This window comes from Haladaptatus caseinilyticus (assembly GCF_026248685.1).
Lineage (GTDB): Archaea > Halobacteriota > Halobacteria > Halobacteriales > Haladaptataceae > Haladaptatus > Haladaptatus caseinilyticus.
The window spans coordinates 1,381,745-1,403,968 of the sequence record NZ_CP111036.1; the positions used below are offsets into that span (position 1 = coordinate 1,381,745).

Annotated in this window: 21 protein-coding genes; 13 read left to right on the plus strand and 8 right to left on the minus strand. The window is 60.1% G+C overall.

Annotated elements, in window-relative coordinates:
• Positions 1-7: 7 nt before the first annotated feature.
• The 4 genes from OOF89_RS07555 (at position 8) to OOF89_RS07570 (ending at position 6,340) form a co-directional block, all read left to right on the plus strand.
• Positions 8-2,212, plus strand: a complete 2,205-nt coding sequence (locus tag OOF89_RS07555) for a S8 family serine peptidase (protein WP_266074806.1) — start codon at positions 8-10, stop codon at positions 2,210-2,212.
• 10 nt (positions 2,213-2,222) lie between these two features.
• On the plus strand, positions 2,223-4,454 hold the full coding sequence (locus OOF89_RS07560) for a S8 family serine peptidase (protein ID WP_266074808.1): 2,232 nt from the start codon (positions 2,223-2,225) through the stop codon (positions 4,452-4,454).
• Between the two features lie 105 nt (positions 4,455-4,559).
• Complete coding sequence (locus OOF89_RS07565) at positions 4,560-4,853, plus strand: hypothetical protein (protein ID WP_266074810.1); 294 nt, start codon at positions 4,560-4,562, stop codon at positions 4,851-4,853.
• Complete coding sequence (locus OOF89_RS07570) at positions 4,850-6,340, plus strand: M14 family zinc carboxypeptidase (protein ID WP_266074811.1); 1,491 nt, start codon at positions 4,850-4,852, stop codon at positions 6,338-6,340. The genes OOF89_RS07565 and OOF89_RS07570 overlap by 4 nt, the downstream gene beginning before the upstream one ends.
• A gap of 22 nt (positions 6,341-6,362) precedes the next feature.
• On the opposite strand, the gene OOF89_RS07575 is transcribed toward OOF89_RS07570, so the two are convergent.
• Positions 6,363-6,518 (minus strand): hypothetical protein, encoded by a 156-nt coding sequence (locus tag OOF89_RS07575; RefSeq protein ID WP_266074813.1) that lies wholly within the window; start codon positions 6,516-6,518, stop codon positions 6,363-6,365.
• Here OOF89_RS07575 and OOF89_RS07580 point away from each other — a divergent pair.
• A complete protein-coding gene (locus tag OOF89_RS07580; protein ID WP_266074815.1) occupies positions 6,501-8,291 on the plus strand; it encodes a hypothetical protein in 1,791 nt (596 codons plus the stop codon). The two genes, OOF89_RS07575 and OOF89_RS07580, sit on opposite strands and share 18 nt — an antisense overlap.
• A gap of 28 nt (positions 8,292-8,319) precedes the next feature.
• On the plus strand, positions 8,320-10,263 hold the full coding sequence (locus OOF89_RS07585) for an LVIVD repeat-containing protein (RefSeq protein WP_266074817.1): 1,944 nt from the start codon (positions 8,320-8,322) through the stop codon (positions 10,261-10,263).
• A 97-nt stretch (positions 10,264-10,360) separates the two neighbouring features.
• Here OOF89_RS07585 and OOF89_RS07590 read toward each other — a convergent pair whose 3' ends face one another.
• From OOF89_RS07590 to OOF89_RS07610, 5 genes are all read right to left on the minus strand, one after another.
• Entirely contained in the window at positions 10,361-10,729 is a 369-nt protein-coding gene (locus tag OOF89_RS07590; protein WP_266074820.1) for a DUF7344 domain-containing protein, read from the minus strand.
• 271 nt (positions 10,730-11,000) lie between these two features.
• Complete coding sequence (locus OOF89_RS07595; protein WP_266074822.1) at positions 11,001-11,369, minus strand: DUF7344 domain-containing protein; 369 nt, start codon at positions 11,367-11,369, stop codon at positions 11,001-11,003.
• Positions 11,370-11,504: 135 nt separating this feature from the next.
• Positions 11,505-13,580: a bacterio-opsin activator domain-containing protein gene (locus tag OOF89_RS07600; RefSeq protein WP_266074824.1), complete on the minus strand. Its 2,076-nt coding sequence runs from the start codon at positions 13,578-13,580 to the stop codon at positions 11,505-11,507.
• 294 nt (positions 13,581-13,874) lie between these two features.
• On the minus strand, positions 13,875-15,308 hold the full coding sequence (locus OOF89_RS07605; protein ID WP_266074826.1) for a S8 family serine peptidase: 1,434 nt from the start codon (positions 15,306-15,308) through the stop codon (positions 13,875-13,877).
• Positions 15,309-15,422: 114 nt separating this feature from the next.
• Positions 15,423-15,914: a deoxyuridine 5'-triphosphate nucleotidohydrolase gene (locus OOF89_RS07610; protein WP_266074827.1), complete on the minus strand. Its 492-nt coding sequence runs from the start codon at positions 15,912-15,914 to the stop codon at positions 15,423-15,425.
• A gap of 179 nt (positions 15,915-16,093) precedes the next feature.
• Here OOF89_RS07610 and OOF89_RS07615 point away from each other — a divergent pair, with 179 nt between their 5' ends.
• From OOF89_RS07615 to OOF89_RS07630, 4 genes are all read left to right on the plus strand, one after another.
• Positions 16,094-18,073: an aconitate hydratase gene (locus tag OOF89_RS07615; RefSeq protein WP_266074829.1), complete on the plus strand. Its 1,980-nt coding sequence runs from the start codon at positions 16,094-16,096 to the stop codon at positions 18,071-18,073.
• A gap of 82 nt (positions 18,074-18,155) precedes the next feature.
• Entirely contained in the window at positions 18,156-18,647 is a 492-nt protein-coding gene (gene rimI / locus OOF89_RS07620) for a ribosomal protein S18-alanine N-acetyltransferase (protein ID WP_266074831.1), read from the plus strand.
• A gap of 48 nt (positions 18,648-18,695) precedes the next feature.
• The gene (locus OOF89_RS07625; RefSeq protein ID WP_266074833.1) at positions 18,696-19,157 is read left to right on the plus strand and encodes a DUF5810 domain-containing protein; all 462 of its coding nucleotides are present in this window, start codon (positions 18,696-18,698) and stop codon (positions 19,155-19,157) included.
• Between the two features lie 24 nt (positions 19,158-19,181).
• Positions 19,182-19,595 (plus strand): DUF5809 family protein, encoded by a 414-nt coding sequence (locus OOF89_RS07630; RefSeq protein ID WP_266074835.1) that lies wholly within the window; start codon positions 19,182-19,184, stop codon positions 19,593-19,595.
• Between the two features lie 17 nt (positions 19,596-19,612).
• Here OOF89_RS07630 and OOF89_RS07635 read toward each other — a convergent pair whose 3' ends face one another.
• A complete protein-coding gene (locus OOF89_RS07635; protein WP_266074837.1) occupies positions 19,613-20,047 on the minus strand; it encodes a metal-dependent transcriptional regulator in 435 nt (144 codons plus the stop codon).
• 275 nt (positions 20,048-20,322) lie between these two features.
• Here OOF89_RS07635 and OOF89_RS07640 point away from each other — a divergent pair, with 275 nt between their 5' ends.
• The 3 genes from OOF89_RS07640 to OOF89_RS07650 all read left to right on the plus strand — a co-directional run bounded on the left by OOF89_RS07640 (position 20,323) and on the right by OOF89_RS07650 (position 21,798).
• Positions 20,323-20,874 (plus strand): NUDIX hydrolase, encoded by a 552-nt coding sequence (locus OOF89_RS07640; protein ID WP_266074839.1) that lies wholly within the window; start codon positions 20,323-20,325, stop codon positions 20,872-20,874.
• On the plus strand, positions 20,871-21,389 hold the full coding sequence (locus OOF89_RS07645; RefSeq protein WP_266074841.1) for an NUDIX hydrolase: 519 nt from the start codon (positions 20,871-20,873) through the stop codon (positions 21,387-21,389). Before OOF89_RS07640 ends, OOF89_RS07645 begins: the two co-directional genes overlap by 4 nt.
• Positions 21,390-21,450: 61 nt before the next feature.
• The gene (locus OOF89_RS07650) at positions 21,451-21,798 is read left to right on the plus strand and encodes a rhodanese-like domain-containing protein (RefSeq protein WP_266074843.1); all 348 of its coding nucleotides are present in this window, start codon (positions 21,451-21,453) and stop codon (positions 21,796-21,798) included.
• Positions 21,799-21,916: 118 nt separating this feature from the next.
• Here the strand turns inward: OOF89_RS07650 and yciH are convergent, their stop codons facing one another.
• The gene (gene yciH, locus OOF89_RS07655) at positions 21,917-22,210 is read right to left on the minus strand and encodes a stress response translation initiation inhibitor YciH (protein ID WP_266074845.1); all 294 of its coding nucleotides are present in this window, start codon (positions 22,208-22,210) and stop codon (positions 21,917-21,919) included.
• Between the last annotated feature and the right edge of the window lie 14 nt (positions 22,211-22,224).

Consider the following 22,224-nt stretch of genomic DNA (forward strand, 5'->3'; position numbering starts at 1 on the left):
GAGTATCATGACAGAAAACCAACTTAGCAGACGGAACGTACTGAAAGCGACCGGCGTGCTGGGTGCGACAGCTGTCGCACCGTGGACGACGAGCGCTGCGACGGTAGACGACGCGCTGGACACGTCCGGTGGACTTCAAGAAGTCCTCGTTGTCTTCGAAACGAACGACGACGTCGACCACCTTCGCCGCCTCAACCTCGCCGAGGGCTACTACAAGTTCTCGGTCCTCCCGATTGGCTACAGCCTGCTCACGGGCGGCCAAATCGAGACGGTCGCGTCGTGGAGCGACGTGCGGGCTGTGCAGAAGAACGTCGAACTGGAGTATCACAACGACGACGCCCGCGAGACGACCGGTGTATCGACGGTACAAGAGGAGCGATTCTACACCGGTGAGAGCGTCCACGCGGTCGCCATCGACTCCGGAGTCGATGGCGACCATCCGGACCTCGAAAACAACCTGCAACACAACTTCCGATTCGTTGATCCCCTCGACAGGGAGACGATGTGGGTCGATGCCGGTCCCGCCGACACCGCGAGTATGGGTCACGGCACGCACGTCAGTGGTTCCATCGCGGGCGACGGGACGAAGAGTGACGGTGCCTATCGCGGGATGGCACCGGACGCCGATCTCACCGTTTACTCGACTGATGCGGTCGCCGCCCTGCTCCAAGTCGTCGGTGCGTACGACGACATGATAGACCGACAGCGCGCCGGGAAACACGACGTACAAGTCGTGAACAACTCCTACGGACCGTCCAGCGGGAACGACGCCGATTACAATCCGAACGGCGCGCTCGAGGTTGCGACATGGATGGCGTTCGAGGAGGGCATTCTCCCGGTGTTCTCGGCGGGCAACTCCGGTCCGGATACGAACACGCTAAGCAACTACGCCAAGGGACCACACATCCTCGCTTCCGCCGCCACCGATGACCACATGACGGTCACTGATTTCTCCTCCCGGGGGCGAAAACCCGGCTACGACGGTGGTGGCGAGGGGGCACAGTACGACCGCGAGGCTGCCTACGCTAACCTCCGGGACTTGTACGCGAAAGGATACGAGAACAGACCGGTCGTCGGCGAGACGACCTACTCCGGCACGGTTGGTCCCGGCGTAACCGACAGTACGACCGGAGTCTCGGCGGGCGAGAGTGTCTACGAGGAATGGGTCGCTCCCGACGACGCGGGGTATGTCGAGATAACCGTTTCGTGGACGCCACAAGGTGAGGACGTGGACGTGTATCTCCACGAGGGGGCAGAAGACGGCCCCGTCGTCGCCAGTGGAGCATCCCTCAACAATCCGGAGGAACTTGCAGGTACCATCTCGCCGGGGACAACCTACTACCTCGAACTGAAGCCGTACACCGTCGTCGTGGCGGATTACTCTGCTGACGTGACCGCTCGAAAAGCGCTCCCGGCGGGAGAGCGACCGTCCGGTCCGTACGGCCTCTACCGAACCAGCGTCGGAACGCCCGGTGATTTGGTCATGAGTACGCTTGCACCCGACGACCCGCTGCAGACGTATCCCACCGGTTTCGCGGGACGACCGGAACAACAAGGAACTGACGTGTGGTACGGTCGGCTCTCGGGAACGAGTATGTCCGGTCCGGTACTGGCTGGAATCGTCGCGCTCGTCTACGACGCCTATTACCAGACTCACGGCGAGTTCCCCGACCCCATGGACGCTATCAACCTCGTGGAGGCCACTGCCCACGATGCCCGGGACGACCACGCGCCGTGGAACATCGGGGCCGGATTCGCGGATGCGGACGCTGCCGTCGCCCTTGCGGAATCGGGCGACGTTCCGTCCTTCGACGATGTATCGCTCGCGGTCGATGGAAAAACGACTGATCCCGTCTTCACTGCTGACGGCACGCGAGCGGACGATGGCAGTACGTTCACGGCCGGGCAGACGAATCGGGTCGATGTGACAGTCGATTCGGCCAGCGAGCAGGTGGCCGTTCGTGATCGGGTTCCGTTCGATTGGGACGTGGTCGGCGGCGACGCACACACCGTCTATACCGACGACGGTGCACGGTACGTCGAGTTCACCGACCCGGCGTCGGTGGGCGAGACGCGAACCTACTTCATCGAGGCACCGGATTCGACCGGCCAGTACGAGTTCGGCCCGGCGGAAGCGCGTCCTGCTGATGCTGGCGCGTTCCGGACGCTGACCGGGAGCGAGGCGAACACCGTCGTCGGGGAGCAAACCTGAGGTGAGCGAGATGACGGAACCTCCATTCCCCGGACTCGACCGTCGAACCGTCCTTCGCGGCGTCGGTGCCGTCGCGGCCGGGTCGATGCTCACCCATCCTGTGCAGGCGAGTTCCGAGACGACCATCATCGACGACGAACTCGACCTCTCGACTCCAGGCCCCCACGAAGTGCTCGTCGTCTTCGACGCGCGTGAATCGATGGATCGGTTAACCGACCTCGACCTCCCGAAAGGGAAACACGAGTACTCCGTGCTTCCCATCACTTACACGGCGCTGTCGAGCGATGCGATTCGCACCGCAGCCGGATGGGATGACGTTCGTCGGATCCGGAAGGCCGTCGAACTGGCGTATCACAACGACGACTCACGCGATGCGATGGGCGTCGATGTAGTCCAGCAAGAACTCGGCTACGACGGGTCGAGTGTCGATGCTGTCGTCATCGATTCCGGGTTCAGCGGGCCGCATCCGGACTTCGAGGGCCGACTCGAATCCAACTGGCAGTGGGTGGACAACCCGCTCGGGACGCGGGACCCCGACTGGCTGAACCTCGGTGCGGAGGGCGATACCGACGACTTGGGCCACGGCACCCACTGCGCCGGGATCGTCGCGGGTGACGGTTCGGCCAGCGACGGGAGATACAAAGGCATGGCTCCCGGGGCGCGCCTCTCGGTCTACTCGGTGAATCAGGCGGTCTACCTGCCGTACGTGGTGGGTGCGTGGGATCATGTGCTTTCCCGCGCGGACGACCCAAACGACGACTTCGACCCGGCAGTCGTTTCGAACTCCTACGGTGTCGCCCGGGACGTTCGATACAATCCGAACGATCCGGTGAACATCGCTACGTGGGAGGCGTTCGTCCGGGGCATCGTTCCGGTGTTCTCGGCGGGTAACAGCGGCCCGGAGGCCGACACGCTTTCGCGCTTCGCCAAGGCACCACACGTCCTCTGTGTGAGCGCGACTCGCGACGACAAACACGTTACGGGCTTTTCATCGCGGGGTCGAACCCCGGACGAGAATCGAGAAACCAACTACGACCGCAAGAAGGCACTCTGGAACCTCGTCCGTTTCCACGCCGCGATGACCGACTGGCAGTATGTCGTTGATGTCGGGACGTGGGAAGGGACGGTCGGCCCCGCCGCGGATAATGGGACGGCTGGCACCGACGCATCGACGGAAAGCGAGTTCCACGAATGGAACTCCCCGCCGAACGCGGACACGTTGGAACTCGCGCTCGATGTCACGCCCGAAGGTGAGCAGGTGCGGGTTTCCATTCGTGAGGGAAGCAAGGACGGAACCGTCATTGCACAGATGGGCGAAGAACCCGTCCATCAACACCGGACACTGACGACCGACATAGACGGTGGGACGACCTACTGGGTCGAGGTCGAGCCGATGATTTCAGTCGCCGTCGAGTACACCCTCGACTACGAATCTCACGAAACGGTTCCCGGCGAACCGGTGAAACAGCGACCGGTCGGTCTCTATCGTTCGTCGGTAGGCACACCCGGCGACATGGTGATGAGCACGCTCGGACCGACTGACCCACTCGATGCCTATGGAGCTGACACTGAACCCTACTACGGGCCGATGAGTGGCACCTCGATGTCCTGTCCGGCCGCCGCAGGCGTCTGTACCCTCATCATCGATGCGGCCCGAAAGAACGGTCATGACCCATCCCCCATCGACGTCATCAACACTATCGAGGCGACTGCCCGTGACGTTCACAAAAGCTACACGCCGTGGAACATCGGCTCCGGCTTCGTCGATGCTCTGTCCGCCGTGAAGCGTGCCGAGTCAGGCGATTTCGCACGATTTAGCGAGACGACGCTTACAGACCCCGATACGCCGACAGCGCTCACGGTGACCGGTTCGCGCTCGGACGACGGGTCGGCGTTCACCGGTGGCCAGACGGATCAGGTGGACATCTCCGTACGTTCCGTATCGTACGTCGCGACAGTGCGCGATACGATTCCGGCCGAATGGACCGTCGATGCCGACTACGGCGACGTGGAGCGCGTCGAAACTGCAGGTGACGTAAAACACGTCTTCCTCGGGTCGGTCGCACCGACAGACGGTGAGGTAACTCGTACCTACTTCGCGGAAGCACCGGACGACACGAGCGACACCGGCCAATACACGTTCGGCCCGGCCGAAGCCGAGTCGGCGAAGACGGACGACGATTGGATCGCATTCGGCGGGACGGAAACGAACACGGTCGTCGGCGAGGATTCGAACGCCTGATGTAAAAACTACCAACAACCAAACTAAGATTTAAACTTCTTCATATCTAATTATGGTTGATGATGGTATGCGCTTGAATAACATCGATCGTAGAACAGTCCTTCAGTGCTCGACACAACGAGATTCAGGGCGCTTGCGGCCGATGCGGCAACGGCGGTCACCGCTACAACTGACACTCGTTTCGACGCTGATAGGACGTCCGTCTACTTTACGCAGACTGTATTCGAAGATCGCCGGACGGGATATACCTGCTTCGCGGAAACGCCGTCCACCGCAGCAAAGGCGAACAGCTACTCGTTCGGCCCAGTTCGGGGCTACCCCACTGACGGTCCTGTGTGGGTCGGCGCTACCGGGTCAACGAACGAAACCACCGTTCTTGCCGTTTCGACTACCACATGACAAACGAAAATTCATCGTTCGATAGCACAGGTATCACACGACGCGACTTCGCACGACTCGCAACCGCGACGACGGGCGCACTCGCACTTCCCGGTGCGGCGGAGGCGAAACTGACATCGGGGAAGATGACCGCCCGCTACCAGTATACCGTCAACCATACTGAGGACAAGTACGCTGTCGCAACACTCATCGAATTCACGAGTGATGCAGGCTTCGGCGACCTCGACACGCTCGATGTCGAGTACCGACGGACGACGAACCCCAAACCGGCTGCACACGCTCATCTCACGACGGCTGAGGTCGGCGATGTCCTCGACATCCCTGCAGCAGAACGACTTAGTCACTCACCCGGGTCGAACCCGTTCTGGCGGCTCGGCGAGTATCCGCTGGGTGTCTTCCCGGAACCCAAGGAGTCCACTGGGTTCATCGACTACGAGCAGATGGTCGATGGTCTCGAGCACCTCGAATCGCAGCATCCCGACCGGCTGAAGTTCTACTCAATCGGGGAATCTCCCGGGCACTACAACTACGTCACCGGCGAGGACGACCCGAAGGACATCCACGTCGCCGAGCTGACCAACAACGTCAACGACGCGGCGTCGTTCGAGGGCAAGGAGAAGGTGATGTTCAGCCTCTCGCTGCATGGCCTCGAACGCGCCGGTGCGGAGGCCGGATCGCGGTTCATCGAGGACGTCCTCTCCGGCGAGGACAGCGATATCGCCGACTTGCTCGACGACCTGGTCATCGTTTTCGTCTATTCGAACGCCGACGGTTGGGTCGCCAAGCATCCACAGTACGAGAGCGGTTGGCAGCTGCTCGGTCCGGAGGGCGGTGCGCCCGTCGTCCCGTTCTACGAGCGGGGCAACGACGGCGTTTACGACACGAATCGGCAGGCACCGTCGGTGGGTTTCATCAACCCTGGCCATTACCCGGGTGAGCCGTTAGGCGCGAACCTCACGGACGACGAACCCGGCATCGACAGTGACGTTCCCGACTATGCCGCCGAACGCGTCCCCGACCAGATGGCCATTATCGAGCACTTCCGGGAGTACGAGAACCTCAACTACGGCGCCGACCTCCACGGGGCGCTGACCTCCTCGAAGTTCGTGCTCGGCCTCATCAGCCAGGACCAGTTCGACCACGGCCAACTACATGAACTCTACCAGTTCAACCGTACCATCGACGAGACCCTCGAACCGGCGCTCTCGAAGTGGAACACGCTGGCGGACGCTCAGCAGCGACTCACCGGCGAGCTGAACCCGAAAGCGCTCGGCTTCGAAACGCTCCCCGAGCAGGCGTTCGATTACGCCGGAATCTGGGACACCATCCACTACACCGTCTCGGGGGGCGTCCTCGATTGGATGAGTCATCCCGAGGAGCTCGGCGGTCTCGGGATGACGACGATGGACTTCGAAATGGCATACTCGCACATGATCGGGTCGAACGTCTACGACCCGGAACTCGTCGATATGCAAGTGTTGGGATAACGACACTGCCATCAAAACCATCTCACAGTACGTCACCGAGACCACGACGGCGGATATCGAGACCGGCGGTGCCTCCACCGCGTACGTCACCTCGGATGCGCTGACGCGTTCGTCGTCCGAACTCTCGTTCGTCGAAAACCCCGGCACGGGTTTCGTCGAGATGGACGAGGACGAGCACTTCGAGGGGACGCTCGGTCCCGGAACGACAGCCACGCCTGCCTACGCTCGCCACGAATTCACGGCCGTCGCGGACGCCGACCGCCTCGAAGCCAGTCTCTCGTGGACGCCACCCGGACAAGACCTCGAGTTCTATGTCGAGGATACGGACGGCAACCGCGTCGCCGTCTCGGCGACGGGCGATAACCCTGAAACCATACAGATGAGCGCCGAGGCCGGACAGACCTATACGTTCATCGCCGAGACGTACGCCAACGCGGCAGCCGACTACAGCATCGACGCGACCTACTTCACCTACGGTCAGAAGGAGACGAGTCGCGAGATGGACGAGCAGTCCTCGCTCCTCGGCCCCGACGAGGTAACGGAGTTCTACCGGAGCGTCCGCGAGGACGTGGACTCCCTTTCGGTGTCGATGGCCTCTCAGCCCGGCACCATGCATGCCGTGACGCTGACGAATCCGAACGGTGACGTGGTCCGCAGTCACGATCCGACCGTCGGCAAGGGTGGTGCGAACGCCGCCGTCGGTACCCCCGAATTCGTCGTCCGTAATCCCGCTGCGGGCGAGTGGACCGTCGAGGTTCGGAACCTGATGGCGTCGAAGCGGGCGGGCACGAAGGTCCAATTCGGTACCCTGCAGAGTGACGAGGCGAACCCCGATCCCGTCGACGCACTGGGCTATCAGCAGCGCGACTATGACGTGTCTCCGTTCGCCTTCTTCGAGGATTACGCCGCTTTCGCCGACGCACCCGTGGACGCGCTCACGGTCGCCGACGTGAAGGCCGGTGCCCACCTCGGCTACGACAACCTCGTCGTCATTCACGACGACGCCATCAGCGACGCTTCGTACATCGATTCGCTCGACGACTTCGTCGCCGCCGACGGTAACCTCGTCCTCACCGACGACGGCGTCCGTCTGCTCGCCCCGATGGACAACGAGTACGCCACCGATATCGCGGACCCGGATATCGGCCACGAACGGTTCTACATCGCCCATCTCGAACAGCGATATCCCGGTCACGAACTGTTGGAAGGGACCCGTCCCATCCAGAAACAGCTCTGGAAGATCGTCCCGATGGGCTATTCGACGAGCAACGAGGCCCCGATGCGTCTCGTGAACCGTGACGCCTTCGACGCCGCCGGGGGTACCATCGCCGGCGAGACGGCCGGGAAGGTGAGCGCGGGGTCGCTCACCGGCGGCCGTAGCGACGGTACCGGAATCCACGTCATCGGAAGCCTGCTCCCCCCAGCGAACCAAGGGAACCTTCACCCGTTCGGCCTGCTGGACTACACCGTCTCGTTCTTGGGTCACACCATGCTGACGAACGCGCTCGGATACCAGCAGACCCGCTACGTCAACGGACAACAGGTTTCGACGTTTGGCGACATCGACTCGTTCAGCGTGGATCCCTCCGTGACCGCGACGCGCGACGACGACGGTGACCTGTTCACCGGCGGTCAGACGAATCAAATCGACATCGCGGTTAGCGGGAACGCCGATGTTCTCGTCCGCGACCGTCTACCCAGCGAGTGGTCCGTCGTCGGTGGCGATGCTCACACTACTCACGTCGAAGACGACACACGGTTCGTGGAGTTCACCGAGTCGGTCGAAGACGGCACTCGAACCTACCTCGCGGAAGCACCGTCGTCATTGGCCGGGACACAGACGTACGAATTCGGTCCGATAGAGTACAGTCTCGACGGCGGACAGAACTGGATAGCGATTCCGGACACGACGGACAGAAACAACGTACTCGGCGCGGATACGAGCCTCTGAAACGCACGACAACACACACCTACCAACCATGTCAGACGACACAGCACACGATATCGACAGTACGGCTAGCTCCAACCACTTCGACCGACGGCGATTCCTCCGCCTTTCGGCCACTACGTCCGGTGCGCTCGCGTTCGGCGCTGGCCGTTCCAGCGCCCACAGTTATGGCGACGGTTCCGGAACCCAGGCGAGCGGCAGTCACGACCACACGAATCCATCGATCCACCAGCAATCGGAGCGAGCGGAGCTGCTCGATTACCACAGCCTCGGAGGCGTCGGCGCGTCGAGCAACAGCGGCCGACCTGAGGACCCCCATTACGGCGCGATTACTGAACTCCACGTTCACGGCGACTACGCATACGCCGGTATCTTCTCGTCGGACGACCCAACGAACGACCGCGGGATGGCGATTCTCGATATTCACCAGTTCAACGACGCCGAAACGCTAGCGGAAGCGCGCGATGCCGAACTCTCCGTGCTCGGATTCGTCCGGAACGACGACCCGGCATCCGCCGTGATGGATATCCGAATCAGCGACGACGGGAAGTACGTCTTTCTGTCGAAACAGCCCTACACTGCGCTGTTCAACGAAACGGACCCGACACCGGGAACCGACGGCGGTTCGAACGACCCGACTGCCGGGTCGGTCGTCGCAGTGAACGTCGAGGATCCCGGAAACCCCAGCGTCGTCGGTTCGTACAACGGCTGGTCCACCGGGTCGCACAACACCAGTTATCACCGTATCGATGGCGAGGAGTACCTCTTCGCGTGCAAGGACCTAAATGATGGCACAGCGGGGCTGTACGTTCTTCAGTTCGATCGGACGACGGGACAGCTCACTCTCGTAAATCGATGGACAGCGAGCGGGGCCACTGGTGGGTTGGATTACATCCACGACATCACGGTTCAAAACGACCCCAGGACCGGAACTCCGACGGGGTATCTCTCCTACTGGGACAATGGCCTCCGTATTCTCGATCTCTCCGACCCGACGAACATCGTCGAACTCTCCGTCTTCGAAATGAACTCGGCACACTTCGCAGAACCTGCACCGACGCTTCTCGACGGTAAACGCGTCGTCGTCGTCGGACAGGAAATTCCCAGCGTCGAGAACGGATCGAGCGGCAAGCTCTATTTGCTCGACGCGGACGGCATTGAGGATGGTGAAAGCCCGGCCCAACTGGACATGTGGGAATGGAAAACCAACACCACGTTCGACAACTTCACGCTCAGTCCGCACAACTTCGACGTGACTGAAGACGGATGGGTACATCTCGGACATTACCACGGTGGAATCCGCTTCCTCGACATCGACACCGACGGTTGGTTGCTCCGTGAAGACGGCTTTTATCTTCCAAACCAGAACGTTCCAGAAGAGTCGAAGATGCAGGGCTTGAACGAGGCGACTCCGTTTACGTGGTGTGCGGTCGAGCAGAACGGCGTCACCTACGCCGCCGACATCAACACCGGAGTGTACGCGGTTCACCACGATTTCGTTCCCCTCAGAAACGATTCCGGCTCGGACATCCACGTCACTGCCGAGCGAAGCGACGATGGGTCTAGCTTCACTGGTGGGCAAACCGACCAAATCGATATCACCATCGCTGCAGACGAGTCAGTTCGCGTCCGCGACAGACTTCCGCGCGAATGGGGGATCGTCACGGGTGACCCGCACCAGACGTACATCGAAGGCGGCGATCGATATATCGAATTCGACGGTAGGGTCGAAGGAAACGACCGAACCTATCTCGTTGAGGCTCCGAACGGGGTGGACGAAACGGGCACATACGCGTTCGGCCCGATCGAGTATAGCCTGGACGGCGATACGTGGTATCCACTACCGGGAACGACGGAAGAGAACTCGGTAGTCGCGGCCAGTACGGCGGGTGTGCTCGGAGTCGCCATAACCGGGAGCGGACTCTATCGATTCCGTTCGAAGCTGAGCGAACTGCTCGGCGACGAGAAACAATAGCCGTCGGAAAACAAACCGTCAGTTTCGGTCGTGATACATCGCCACCGGAAACCCTTCCGACCCCATTTCGGAGGGTACGGATAGTCGCCGGAACCCGTCACCTAGATTCGCTAACGAGTTCCTCGGAATCTATCCAGTCCGGCCACGCCTCACCGTCATCGAACCCTGCTTTCTCGGTGACGTGACCGTGTTCGTAGTCGAAGTTGATAACGCCGAAATCAGCGAGTTTTGGCAGGTGTACGTGATACAACGAGATTTCTACGTTTTCCTTGTCTCGGGCGGTTATTTCACCGCCGTATTCCGCGACGATGAGCTCGTCTACGAGCTCCGACATCGAAACTGGCATCTCCCGATCGTCGAGCAGTGCGAGGATAGTTCGTCGGTAGGGGTGACCGAACAGGTCGTACGGTCGTTCCTGGTTGCTCGTGACCTCCCCGAAGTTTCGATCGTTGGTTTGGCTCATCATTGGCGGACGGATGAGGATAGACAGTATTTCATTATCATTCCGATGCCTACGTGTGTAGGCACGGATTCCGCCATATCAATCGGGTGCCGAGGTACTTCGGTACGCCTCTCGACAAATCCATTTCCGGTGCGAGAATGTGACTGCCGATTTGTACAACCAATATTCGAGGGGACGTCGCCCCGTCGTCCCGGTTTTGTACTGTGAAAATGATCACCCCGAATGCGAACGTGGTGTATGCCGTTCAAGGCGCGTCCATCAAAAAGTTGGGTGTTTAATCCGACCCGCCCGAGAGCCCCCCTGATTCGGCGATGCTCGAGTCGAGCCACCCCACATCGGGAATCGATTTCGGCGCGACTACGTCGGTTTCCGTATCGAACTCCACCACACCGTGGTCTGCCAACATCGGCAGGTGAATGTGGTAGAGTTCGAGTTCTATCCGTCGGCGGTCACGTTCGGTCGCCTCCCCGTTGTACTCCGTGACGAGCAACTCGTCGCACAGTTTGGAGATGGTAGTCGAACTCTCTCGTCCCTCAAGTTGGGCGATAACGGCCCGTCTGTGCGGGTGCTTGAGGAGGTCGTACGCTCCCCCATATGGGTTTGCTTCGTCAGTTCGCTCTGGTTTGTCGGTGTTGTCCATCATTGGTGGACAATCCGTCGTAGGCTGTCGGACGACCTTTTCGTTGAGCCTACGGGCGTAGGTATCCCTCTTTGAGGATATCAACACCGACCCAACGCATGTCGGGCTCCGCATCGTCGTCTCTCGAAAATCGGTCGATTAGACACCGAGCAGTTCGGTGAACACCTTCTTGATCGCTTTTCGATGGTGTTGGTGGAACGTGGCCGTCGAGACGCCGAGGGAATCGGCAACCTCCTCGGCGGTGTTCTTGCGCGGCCAGTCGTAGTATCCCGCGAAGTACGCAACCTCGACGGCGGCTTTTTGTCGTTCGGTCAGCGCTTCCTCTATGGCGGTTCGGTGCTTCGACAGCGCTCGCTGTTCGCGCTTGATCTCTCGTTTGCCGACGAGCCTCGACTCCGGATAGACGGCGGAAATTTCTTCGGCAAACGCTCGCACGTCGGCGTCCGGTGCGACTTCGATTCGAACCCTTCCCTCCCCGTCGGAGGCAGTCGCTTCGCTGATAATCGCACCGCGTTCGATGAGGGCGCGAAGCACCGACGTCTCCTGAAACGTCATCTCGAATCGACCTTCGTCTTTCGCGTCTTCGATGACCCTGACGCGATGCACCGGCGGTAGCGCCAGCAACTCCTCCTTTATGTCTGCAGGGTGTACTCCAGTTGCGGTGCAGTACATCAGCAGCCCGTCCGCACCCGAGACGACGCGCTCGATGGTGAACGTACACTCGTACTCCGCCGATAGTGGGACCAAGAATGCATCAGTTTCCGAAAGGTCGAACTCCAGTTCGAGAGCCGTTTGACTGAACAGCAACTCCCGCGTCTGAAGGGTGTTTATGGCATTTCCAATCGTTTCACCCAACTCCTCTAGAATCGAGATTTCGTCGGCCGTCATCGTTCTTTCGAGCGACCTGAGCGACAACACCGCGTAGACCATCTCGTCATGGACGAGCGGAATCGAGATGTGCATGCTCACCGAATGCCTCATTGCGAACCGACGGAGTTCGTCATTTAGTTCCGATTCGTCTCCCATGTCCTTGATCACGACCAATTCACCGGTCTCGAACGCGTCTTTCATCGGTGATCCGGATGTCGCGGCGTTGTTCAACTCGACGAACTCCTGAACTGCTTCCGGTTTCCCTCCCGCTTGCGCCTGTATCTCGATGTTCGTGTTCGAACTCCCGCGTTCGACGACGACCCCTACGTCGTATAGCTCCGTTTTTGCCAACGCGTCACACACCGCTTCGTACATCTGTTGCCGCGTCACCGCCTGCACGAGAGCCCGGTCAACCGACCGAATGATCGTGTTCGTCTCGTTCAACGATTCGAGCGACCGGCGTCTGCTGTCCAGTTCCGATTCGCGTTCGTGTCGTTCGATAGCGGTCGCGAGAATGTTCGCGATACTCTGGACGAACTGTACGTCGTGGTCCTCGTATTCTCGCGAAACGGTTGTGTGCGTTCCGAGTATTCCCCAGGGTTCCTCGACGGTTCCGATGATGACGCTGATTCCACCGCGAACACCGTGATTGTGAAGCAGTTCCGGGCCACTGAACCGCGTTTCGGTTCGTAAATCGTTGACGACGACGGGTTTCGAGGAGAGCAACGTGTACCCGGCCTGTGAATCGAGGTGTGTGGGGACTGTCGCTGACCCGACGAGTCCGGCTTGCCAACCGACACCCGCTCGGAGCGTCAATGCTTTCCCGTCCCGGTGGAGGTCGAGCACCTTGCAGTACTCGTGGTCGATCAACTCGGCGATGAGTTCCGTCGCCTCCCGAAAGAGCAAATCTAGGTCGCTACGTGCCAGCGCGTTCTGTCCGAATTCCGCGACTGCGCGCTGCTGGCGAAGTTGTTCGTCGCGCTCGCGCTCGCTCCGCTTTTCTTCGGCTACGTCTCGAAAATGCACGAGCAGACCTTCTTCTCCCGGGAGCGCTCGTACTCGATACCAACCACGAGTGCCGTCCGGACGGTATTCGAACGACCGACTTTCCCCCGTCGTCATGGCGTCCCGTAGTTCGGATTCGAAGCGTGTTCCGACGAGGTCCGGAAGTGACTCCCAAATCGTCTTCCCGAGCAGTGAGTCCGCGGCGATACCCGTCCGTTCCACGATTTGGTCGTTCACGTGCGTAAACTGCCATTCGTCGTCGAGGCCGACGAGTTCCTCGCCGAGACTGTCTAAGAGTTCGAACTCGTCGAACACCGAGGTGAGGGTCCGTCCACTCATGGTTTCCCCTGCATTGTTGAACCCATGATACCCACTTCTACTCGGACGGTGGTTGCCAACCGAGATAACCATTTCTCGGCGTTGGTCACACGACCTGCGAACAGTACGCGGTGCTACCGATTTGCATCGTCTCGACAGTCCGCACAGAGACCGTCTTCGAGATATACGTCAAGCATCTGTTCGCCACAGCTATCGCATGCTTCAAGTACGTCTGAAGAGCTCACGTCACTTCGACCGACTATGGCTCCCCGACAAAAATAATCGTGTCGGTTGCAGTGGTGGGATGGACCGATTTCAGTAGTTTACGAGGTTCACGTCGCTGTACGTCCCCATGTTCCCGTTCTCCGCACGAGTCACGGCGGACTGGGCGTTCACGAACCCGGAGCCGATGTTCCACGGCGTGTAGCTACTGAGTGCGTCCTCGGCTTCCGCCGAGACGGTATTCAGCAACTCGGCGGGCGTCGGCGACCCGCTGTTGTTCCGTCGGTACGCATCGACGACGAGCGTGGCAATTCCGGCCACTGCCGGACAGGCCATGCTCGTTCCGCTGATGCTGGCGTACCATAAGTCGGTGTCGCCGCCCGAAACGTTGAGCGGGTCGGTCGGGTCCATCGTACTGACGATGGCGTTGCCGGGCGCGCCGACGCCGGGTCGGTAGACGCCGAGCGGGCCGGACGGTGACCCACCGTTTCGGTACTGCTCCAAGTTGTCGAGGGCCGTCTTGCGGTCCCAATTGCTCGGGTCCGCGCTCTGTTTCCGCCCGCGCGAAGAGAAGTTTGTGACCTTCTTGTTGTCTTTCGTTGCGGCGACGCCAAGCACGTTCGGTGCTTTGGCATACTGGTTGAGCGTGTTCGTCTGCGGTCCGGAGTTCCCTGCCGCGAACACTGGGAGGAGGCCCTGTGTCCACGCTTCCCACGTGGCAACGTTCAGTGCATCGTCCGGGTTAAACGCCTCGCCGTTCGAGGAACCGTAAGAGTTCGAGACGATGGAGATGTCTGTTTCACCCGCCTGCTGACGCGCGAGCAGGTGGTCGAACGCCGCGACCGGTTTCACGATGAGTAGGGTCAGCCCCGCCGAGTAGACGGTGAGGTCGGCGTCCGGTGCCATCCCCCTGTACTGGCCGTCGCTCTGCGTTCCATCACCTGCGACGGTGCCGGAACAGTGTGTTCCGTGTCCGTTGTCGTCGGTGTCCAAGTCACCGGCACGAACCCACAATGTCGGTGAGCCGAGCGGGTTACCTGCCCACCGCCAGTTCGCGACGAGACTCGAATCGAGGTCGGGATGATCGCCGTCCACACCCGAGTCGATAACTGCGGTGTGAACGCCGTCTCCCGTGTAGCCACTCGATTGGACTTCGGAAACCTGCGTTACCTCCCGTGTGTCGTCGTTGTAGTAGTCGAGTTCGACGTTCTTCTGGACGTACCGGACGGAATCCCAGTTGGCAACCGTGTTCAACTGACCGACCGATAGCTCGGTGTAGCCGATTGGGAGTACCTCGAACTTGTGGTAACCGTTCGTGAGATCTAGCGTGTCCAACAGATCGACATCGTCGTTGCTGTCGAATACGACGAGGGATTGCTGTAGCGCATTCGTCGCGAGGTCGAACGCACTGTCAATAATCCCCTCACCCGCACTCGCAGTCCCGCTAAATGGTATTGCCGACGCGACCGCTGCCGCGCCAGTTGCTTTCAGGAATCGCCGCCTACCTTGTGGTTGGTTGTCAACCATCCTATTATCGACATTACATCTAATAAACTAAAGAGTTTCCGCTTCCAATTGAAATGTGTTTCTACGTGTAATGTTCGGAAAAAGATGAAAAATGATCTCCTTTTCGAGTCGCTCTTATGGTATCGGCTCGGTATTCTCGCCCTGATAATCGCCGTCGTAGGTTTCCTCGTGATTCGCCTCACTGAGGACGAGTTGTGCGATTCGTGCTCCTCGTTCGAGTTCGATGTCGTGATGGACTTGAAGTAGTCCCTCGCCTTTGCCTTCGTAGCCTGCATCCCACACCGCGGTGTTGAGCATGCAGGAGTTGCGCATGAGCGACGACCGCGGGTAGATGTAACCGACGTGTCCGTCCGGAATTCGAACCGTTTCGCCGTACTGGACGATGTATGCGCCTCTCGGGAGGTAGTACGTTTCCGGAACGTTTTCGCCGACCTGCTCCGATTCGATCCGTTGACGGTCGCCGATCTCCTTTTCCTCTCGGCCGATTCGACCGGAATCACGCTGTTCGTAAACGACTTCCAGTGTCAGATCGACCCCGTTGGGCTGAATCTGCTCATCTGTGGTTTCCGCAATGTGCTCTGCAACGAACGTTCCACTCCGGAACATACACCTCCTTCAGTTCTACCCGTAAAAATCGTGTCGAATCATTGGCTCGGTTGTTCCTTGTTGGCACACTTTTGCCCCTGTTTTCGAAAGAATTGCCACACCAGATGCGGATTTACCACGATTGATGAAAAATGAAACGCGCGGGATTTATAACTCCGGAGAGTCGATATCCGTCCGATATGGGACAAACACTGACGGAAAAGATTCTCGACGACCACCTCGTCGAGGGCGAACTCGAAACCGGTGAGGAAATCGGAATCGAGATCGACCAAGTTCTCACACAGGACACGACTGGAACCCTCGTCTGGCTCCAGTTCGAGGCGCTCGACATGGACGAGGTCCAGACCGAGGTCGCCGCGCAGTACTGTGACCACCAGACGTACCAGTTCGACTTCAAGAACACGGACGACCACCGATTCCTTCGCTCGGCGGCAGGCACGTTCGGCGCACACTACTCCCGCCCCGGCAACGGTATCTGTCACAACGTCCACAAGGAGAACTTCGCCGCACCCGGCAAGACGATGCTCGGTTCGGACTCCCACACGCCAACCCCCGGCGGACTTGGTGAACTCGCGATCGGTTCCGGCGGTCTCGACGTCGCGGTCGCTATGGGTGGCGGCCCGTACTACATCGAGATGCCCGAAATCGTCAGCGTCCGACTCGAAGGCGAACTCCCGGAATGGGCAACTGCCAAGGACGTTATCCTCGAGATGCTCCGTCGCTTCTCCGTGAAAGGCGGCGTCGGCAAAATCTTCGAATACACCGGCCCAGGCGTCGAAACACTCACCGTCCCCGAGCGAACGACCATCACGAACATGGGGACGGAACTCGGCGCGACGACTTCCATCTTCCCAACCGACGAGGAGACGAAAGATTGGCTCTCCCGACTCGGCCGTGAGGACGAGTACGTCGAACTCACGCCCGACGACGATGCGGAGTACGACGACGAAGTCGTCATCGACCTCTCCGACCTCGAACCGCTCATCGCGAAGCCGTCGATGCCGGACAACGTCGTTCCCGTCCGTGAAGTCGCCGGTGAATCCGTCGATCAGGTGATCCTCGGTTCCTGTACGAACGGTGGCTACGAGGACATCCTCCCCGCCGCGAAGATGCTCGAAGGTCGTACGGTCGACCGAAAAACCGACCTCATCGTCGCACCCGGTTCCAAACAGGCCTCCGAGATGCTCGCCCGTGAGGGCTGGGTCGCGGAGATGATGGCGGCTGGCGTCAACTTCTCCGAGGCGACCTGTGGTGCCTGTATCGGTATCGGCCACGTTCCGGCATCCGACTCCGTCTCACTCCGAACCTTCAACCGCAACTTCGAGGGTCGGTCCGGTATCGAAGACGACTCGGTGTACCTCTGCTCGCCGGAAGTCGCCACGGCGGCGGCGATCAAGGGCGAAATCATCGACCCACGCGACCTCGCCGACGAACTCGGTGACCTCGACGCACCGGGCATCGAAATGGGCGACCAGTACGGCAGTAGTGCCGACGACCCGGACCTCATCTCGCCCGACGAGGCCGTGGACGACGACCTCATCAAAGGTCCGAACATCGGCGACGTTCCACTGAAGGACGAACTCGAATCCGACCTCGAAGGTCCGGCCCTGCTCAAGATGCAGGACAACATCACGACCGACCACATCATCCCTGCGACGCAGGACATCCTGATGTATCGGTCGAACATCCCAAAACTCTCCGAGTTCACCCTCTCGCGCGTTGACGACTCGTTCGCACAGCGCGCACTCGACGCCGACGGCGGATTCCTCGTCGCTGGTGAGAACTACGGCCAGGGTAGCTCCCGCGAACACGCGGCACTGTGCCCGATGTTCCTCGGTGTTGAAGGTGTTCTCGCACAGAGCTTCGCCCGCATCCACAAGGCGAACCTCTTCAACTTCGGTCTGCTCCCCCTCGAAATCGACGCGGACGATTACGAGAAGATCGAGCAGGGCGACGACATCGAAGTCGTTGACGACGTTGCGGAAGCAGTTCGTTCCGGTCAGGAGGAGTTCACGGTTCGCGTGAACGACGACTGGGAACTCACCGCAACCCTCGACGCCTCCGAACGCGAGCGTCGTATTCTCGCCGACGGTGGCAAGCTCTCGCACACGAAGAAGCAGGCCGAGTCCGGCGACAGCGCGGCACCTGCTGACGACTAGAACCCACCTTTCAGCAACCACCTTTTACGACGGTCGAGAGACGAAGAGCGGCGCGACCGTCGTAAAAGGTGGTATTTTAGGTATGCGTGTCGAACCCTCATTTGTGACGACCACGGCGAGCGAAGCGAATACGCCAACTATCCGGCCCGCCGAAGACGCGGATTTACTCGCCATCTTCCGCATCGAGAAGGCGTCGTTCAGCCAGCCGTGGCCGTTTTCGGCGTTCCAGCGCTATGTCGGTAAGCCGACGTTCCTCGTGGCGGTTGATGACTCGAAAGTTCTCGGCTACGTCGTCGCTGATATGGTCCCGAATCACGGCCGAGCACTCGGTCACATCAAAGATATCGCGGTGCATCCCGCCCGACGCGGGGAAGGTATCGGACGGACGTTACTCGAACGCGCGCTCAACGGCCTCCGGGCACAAGGTGTCCACTCCGTCAAACTGGAGGTACGCCAGAGCAACGAAACGGCGATTTCGCTCTATCAGGAGTTCGGCTTTCGATACCTTCGGACGGTGCCTCGCTACTACGGCGACGGAGAGAACGCACTCGTGATGATCGTCGAACTCGATTGACCCGCCCGAACTGAACCGTTTTTCCGTCTGCGTTTCGTAGGGCGCGACATGGGATTTGCGTGTCCGGTCTGTGCGACGCCTCAGTCCGATGGGAAGCACCTCGCTAACCACCTCGCGTTCGCCGCCATTCTCGGAGACGACGAACACGAAACGTGGTTGGACGAGCATGCACCGGGATGGAGCGAGGAGAGTCCGGACGAACTCGCGTCCCGCGTCACGGAGTACGCGTCGGAAGAGGAGTATCCCCAGATGTTCGAGGATACGGTTCACGACCACAGTCACCATCATCACGGTCAGCAGGAACTCGATCAACACGGTCACGGCCAGCACGGCCATGGATTGGAGACCGAGCTGCAGCAAGCGGGAGGATACGGACGGGACGCAAATCTGGGCGCACAAGCCCAGTCCATCATGAACGAAGCGCGTCGGATGACTGAAGCGATGCTGGACGACGAGGAGTTGGGGGACGATGATGCCGGAGACGGGGAGGACGAGGGCGAAAACGAGTAGTCCCCGGCCCGAGAAGCACTGGGTATGGAAACTCACGGGATTTTCGCCCCGTCGGACGAGACGGAGGCGCGCGAACAGTACGAGACCGTCGGCCCGTCGGCCCAAACCGTCGTCAGGGAGTCGGCGAAGGCCATGGATTTCGACCGAGAGGAGTACGGCGAGCGTGTGACTAGTGACGTGGTCGAAACTGCACGGGACGCCCTTTTTGCTTCACTTCTAAAAATTTCGACTGGAACACGCGAGGAGTTCGAAGACGCGATACCGGACACGTTCGACGTTCACGAGGAGGGTAGTGAGAACGTGGAAAACGTTGCGTGGCATATCGCACCTGCCGTAGAATCCGTTATTGCGGCCACGTATCACGAGAAGGAACGAGCGGCGGTCGCAACCCTCCAGCGAATCGCCTTTGGTCGCATCTACCGGGATATCGTTCAGTAACACCGGTCGTTCGAAAATCAGGTATCGCCACGCACGTCGTCACAGCACTCGCTGTACTCGGTTTGAGGCGCACTGCACTGTCCAGCACACGGGTGATTGATTAGTTCGCGAAGTCGCGCCGCAACCTCGTCGGAGAGCGCCTGTCCCATTTCGCGTGCTTCCTCGGGGCTCTCGATTTCGAGGTCGTCGGCGAGGAAGTTCTCTGCGAGGCAGTGTTTCCACATCACTTCGCGGGCCGTCTCCTCACCTTCGTCCGTGAGCGTCGCACCCTTGTACTTCTCGTAGGTTGCGAGGTCGCGCGACTCGAGCGCGGTGAGCATTTCGGTGACGCTGGCGGCACTCACGTCGAGGGCAGTCGCCAGTTCGCCGGTTTTCGCCGGGCGACCGGTGCTCTCGCTCACGAGATGTATCGTGCTGAGGTAGCGCCCGACACTCGCGGAAACCTCACTCATCGTCTACACATGTGTGCAGGACAGGCATAAATCCATCCCTCAAGACCACCTTTTACCACGGTCGAGCGGCAGGGCCAGTGCGAATCGCACTGGCCCTGCCCGTCTCCCGTAAAAGCTGGACCAAAAAACTCTTCCCTCATTTCGCTCTGCTCCGTTCGGTCGTTGGCCCACTCGCTCGTCGCGTTGCTCCTCACTCGCGGAGAGAACACTCATCATCTCACACCCCCACGACCCAACCTTCCGATTTTAAGCCCCTTCCGTAACATTTCACGACTATGACTGACGACTGGCGTGACCACGACTGGCCGGTGCTCGAATCGGAAGTCGAGTACGAAACCGGCTGGTATACGGGCGGCTACGACCTCGTGGAGCAACCCGACGGGACGACGAAGAAATATTACTGGGCCGAACTCCCACCAGCAGTCGTCGTACTGGCGGTTGCGGGCGACGACATCGTCTTCGTCGAGCAGTATCGACCCGCGATTCGAGAAGCCTGCTTGGAGTGTCCCGCCGGAATCGTCGAGGATGGCGAATCCTACACCACCGCGGGGGCACGGGAACTCCGGGAGGAAACGGGGTTCGACGCGAACAACCTCGCACTGCTTGAAACGTTTTGGGTTGCGACGGGCGTCCTCCGCCACGAACGCGGTATCGTCTTCGCCGACGGATTGACGCCGACCGACCAAAACTTGGACGACAACGAGTTCCTCTCGGTCCGATCGATACCGGTCGAGGACGCTCTCGACGCGGCCCGTGAGGCTCCCGCAAACGACGCAACTATCGAGGCGCTGCTCCTCGCCAGCGAGGCCGGTTTCATCGACGGATGAACTGGAAACGTCGCGCGCGACGGGGTATCACGCTGCTCGGCCACGCCGTGGGATACGATTCCCTCGAACGTCCCGATGGAAAGCACGTTCGTCGTCTCTGGTTCGACCCGCCGGACTCGGTGGCAATCGTGGCCCGCTCGGGAGATGAACTCGTGCTTATCGAGGAGTACCGCCCACGACTCGGGGAACGGGTGCTCTCCTGCCCTGCGGGACGGCGCGACCCCAGAGAATCCTACGAACGCGCCGCCAAACGCGAACTTCGCGAGGAAACGGGTTACGAAGCCGAACACGTCGAACTCCTCGAAACGTACTATCCGACGGCAGGAATGCGAAAACGACGAGCCGTCGTCTTCGCCGATGATCTCACGCCGGGAGCGCAACGCCTCGAACCTGACGAGTTCATCGAGGTACGGACGGTTCCAGTCGAGGACGCTCTCGATGTCGTCCGTTCCGGCACGACCTGTGGGTGGTCGCTTCCGCCTTTGCTGCTCGCCGAAGAAGCAGGACTGCTTTGACCGATTTTCGACCGGAAGAGGACCGGGTCGCTTATTCCGTCGGCGTTCATATGTCGTCCCGATGGACGGGGAAATCTCCACGGACGACGTTCACGAACTCATAGAGACTAACGCTGACGTGCGCATCGTTGATATTCGGCCACAGTCGCAGTTCGAACGCGGCCATATTCCCGGTAGCGAAAATATCCCGTTTCACACGCTTCCACAACGTGTTTCCGAGTTGGACGATGCCGACCGCGTCGTCACCGTCTGCCCCCTCGGAAAATCGAGCGTGCAGGCCGCCCGACTCATCAGTTCGTATGAGGGTGTACCGGCGGACGCTCACGTCGAAAGTATGGCCGGTGGCTTAGAAGAGTGGGACCACGAACTCGAATCGGTCAACAGTCCCGAGTCCGACGCACCGTTTTAGATTGCATCGCTCGTCGAGTTCGGCCGTAGCCGTCACGATACCTCTCTCGGGGGTATAAATGGCCTCGATCCGTTTGAGGCCGCTCTCTCAAAACTCGAGGGTCAACTACTGATACTCGTCAGGCGACGTTGAATCCTTTGTCGCGGAGGAAATCCTCGACGCGCCCAGTGTGATTACCCTGTAGCTCTATTTGCCCATCTTCGACCGTACCACCGCAAGCGAACTTGGATTTTAGGTCCGATGATAGGGTGTCTAGATCCACGTCTCTGGGGTCAAATCCTTCGATGATCGTTACCTCTTTTCCGTAACGGCGCTCGTCGATGCGGATAGTGATCTGCTGGGATTCTTTGGCGACGTCTTCGCAGACGCAAAGTTCCTGAGGCAGTCCGCACGTCGAGCAGACTTCCGACATTACGCATGGGGCTA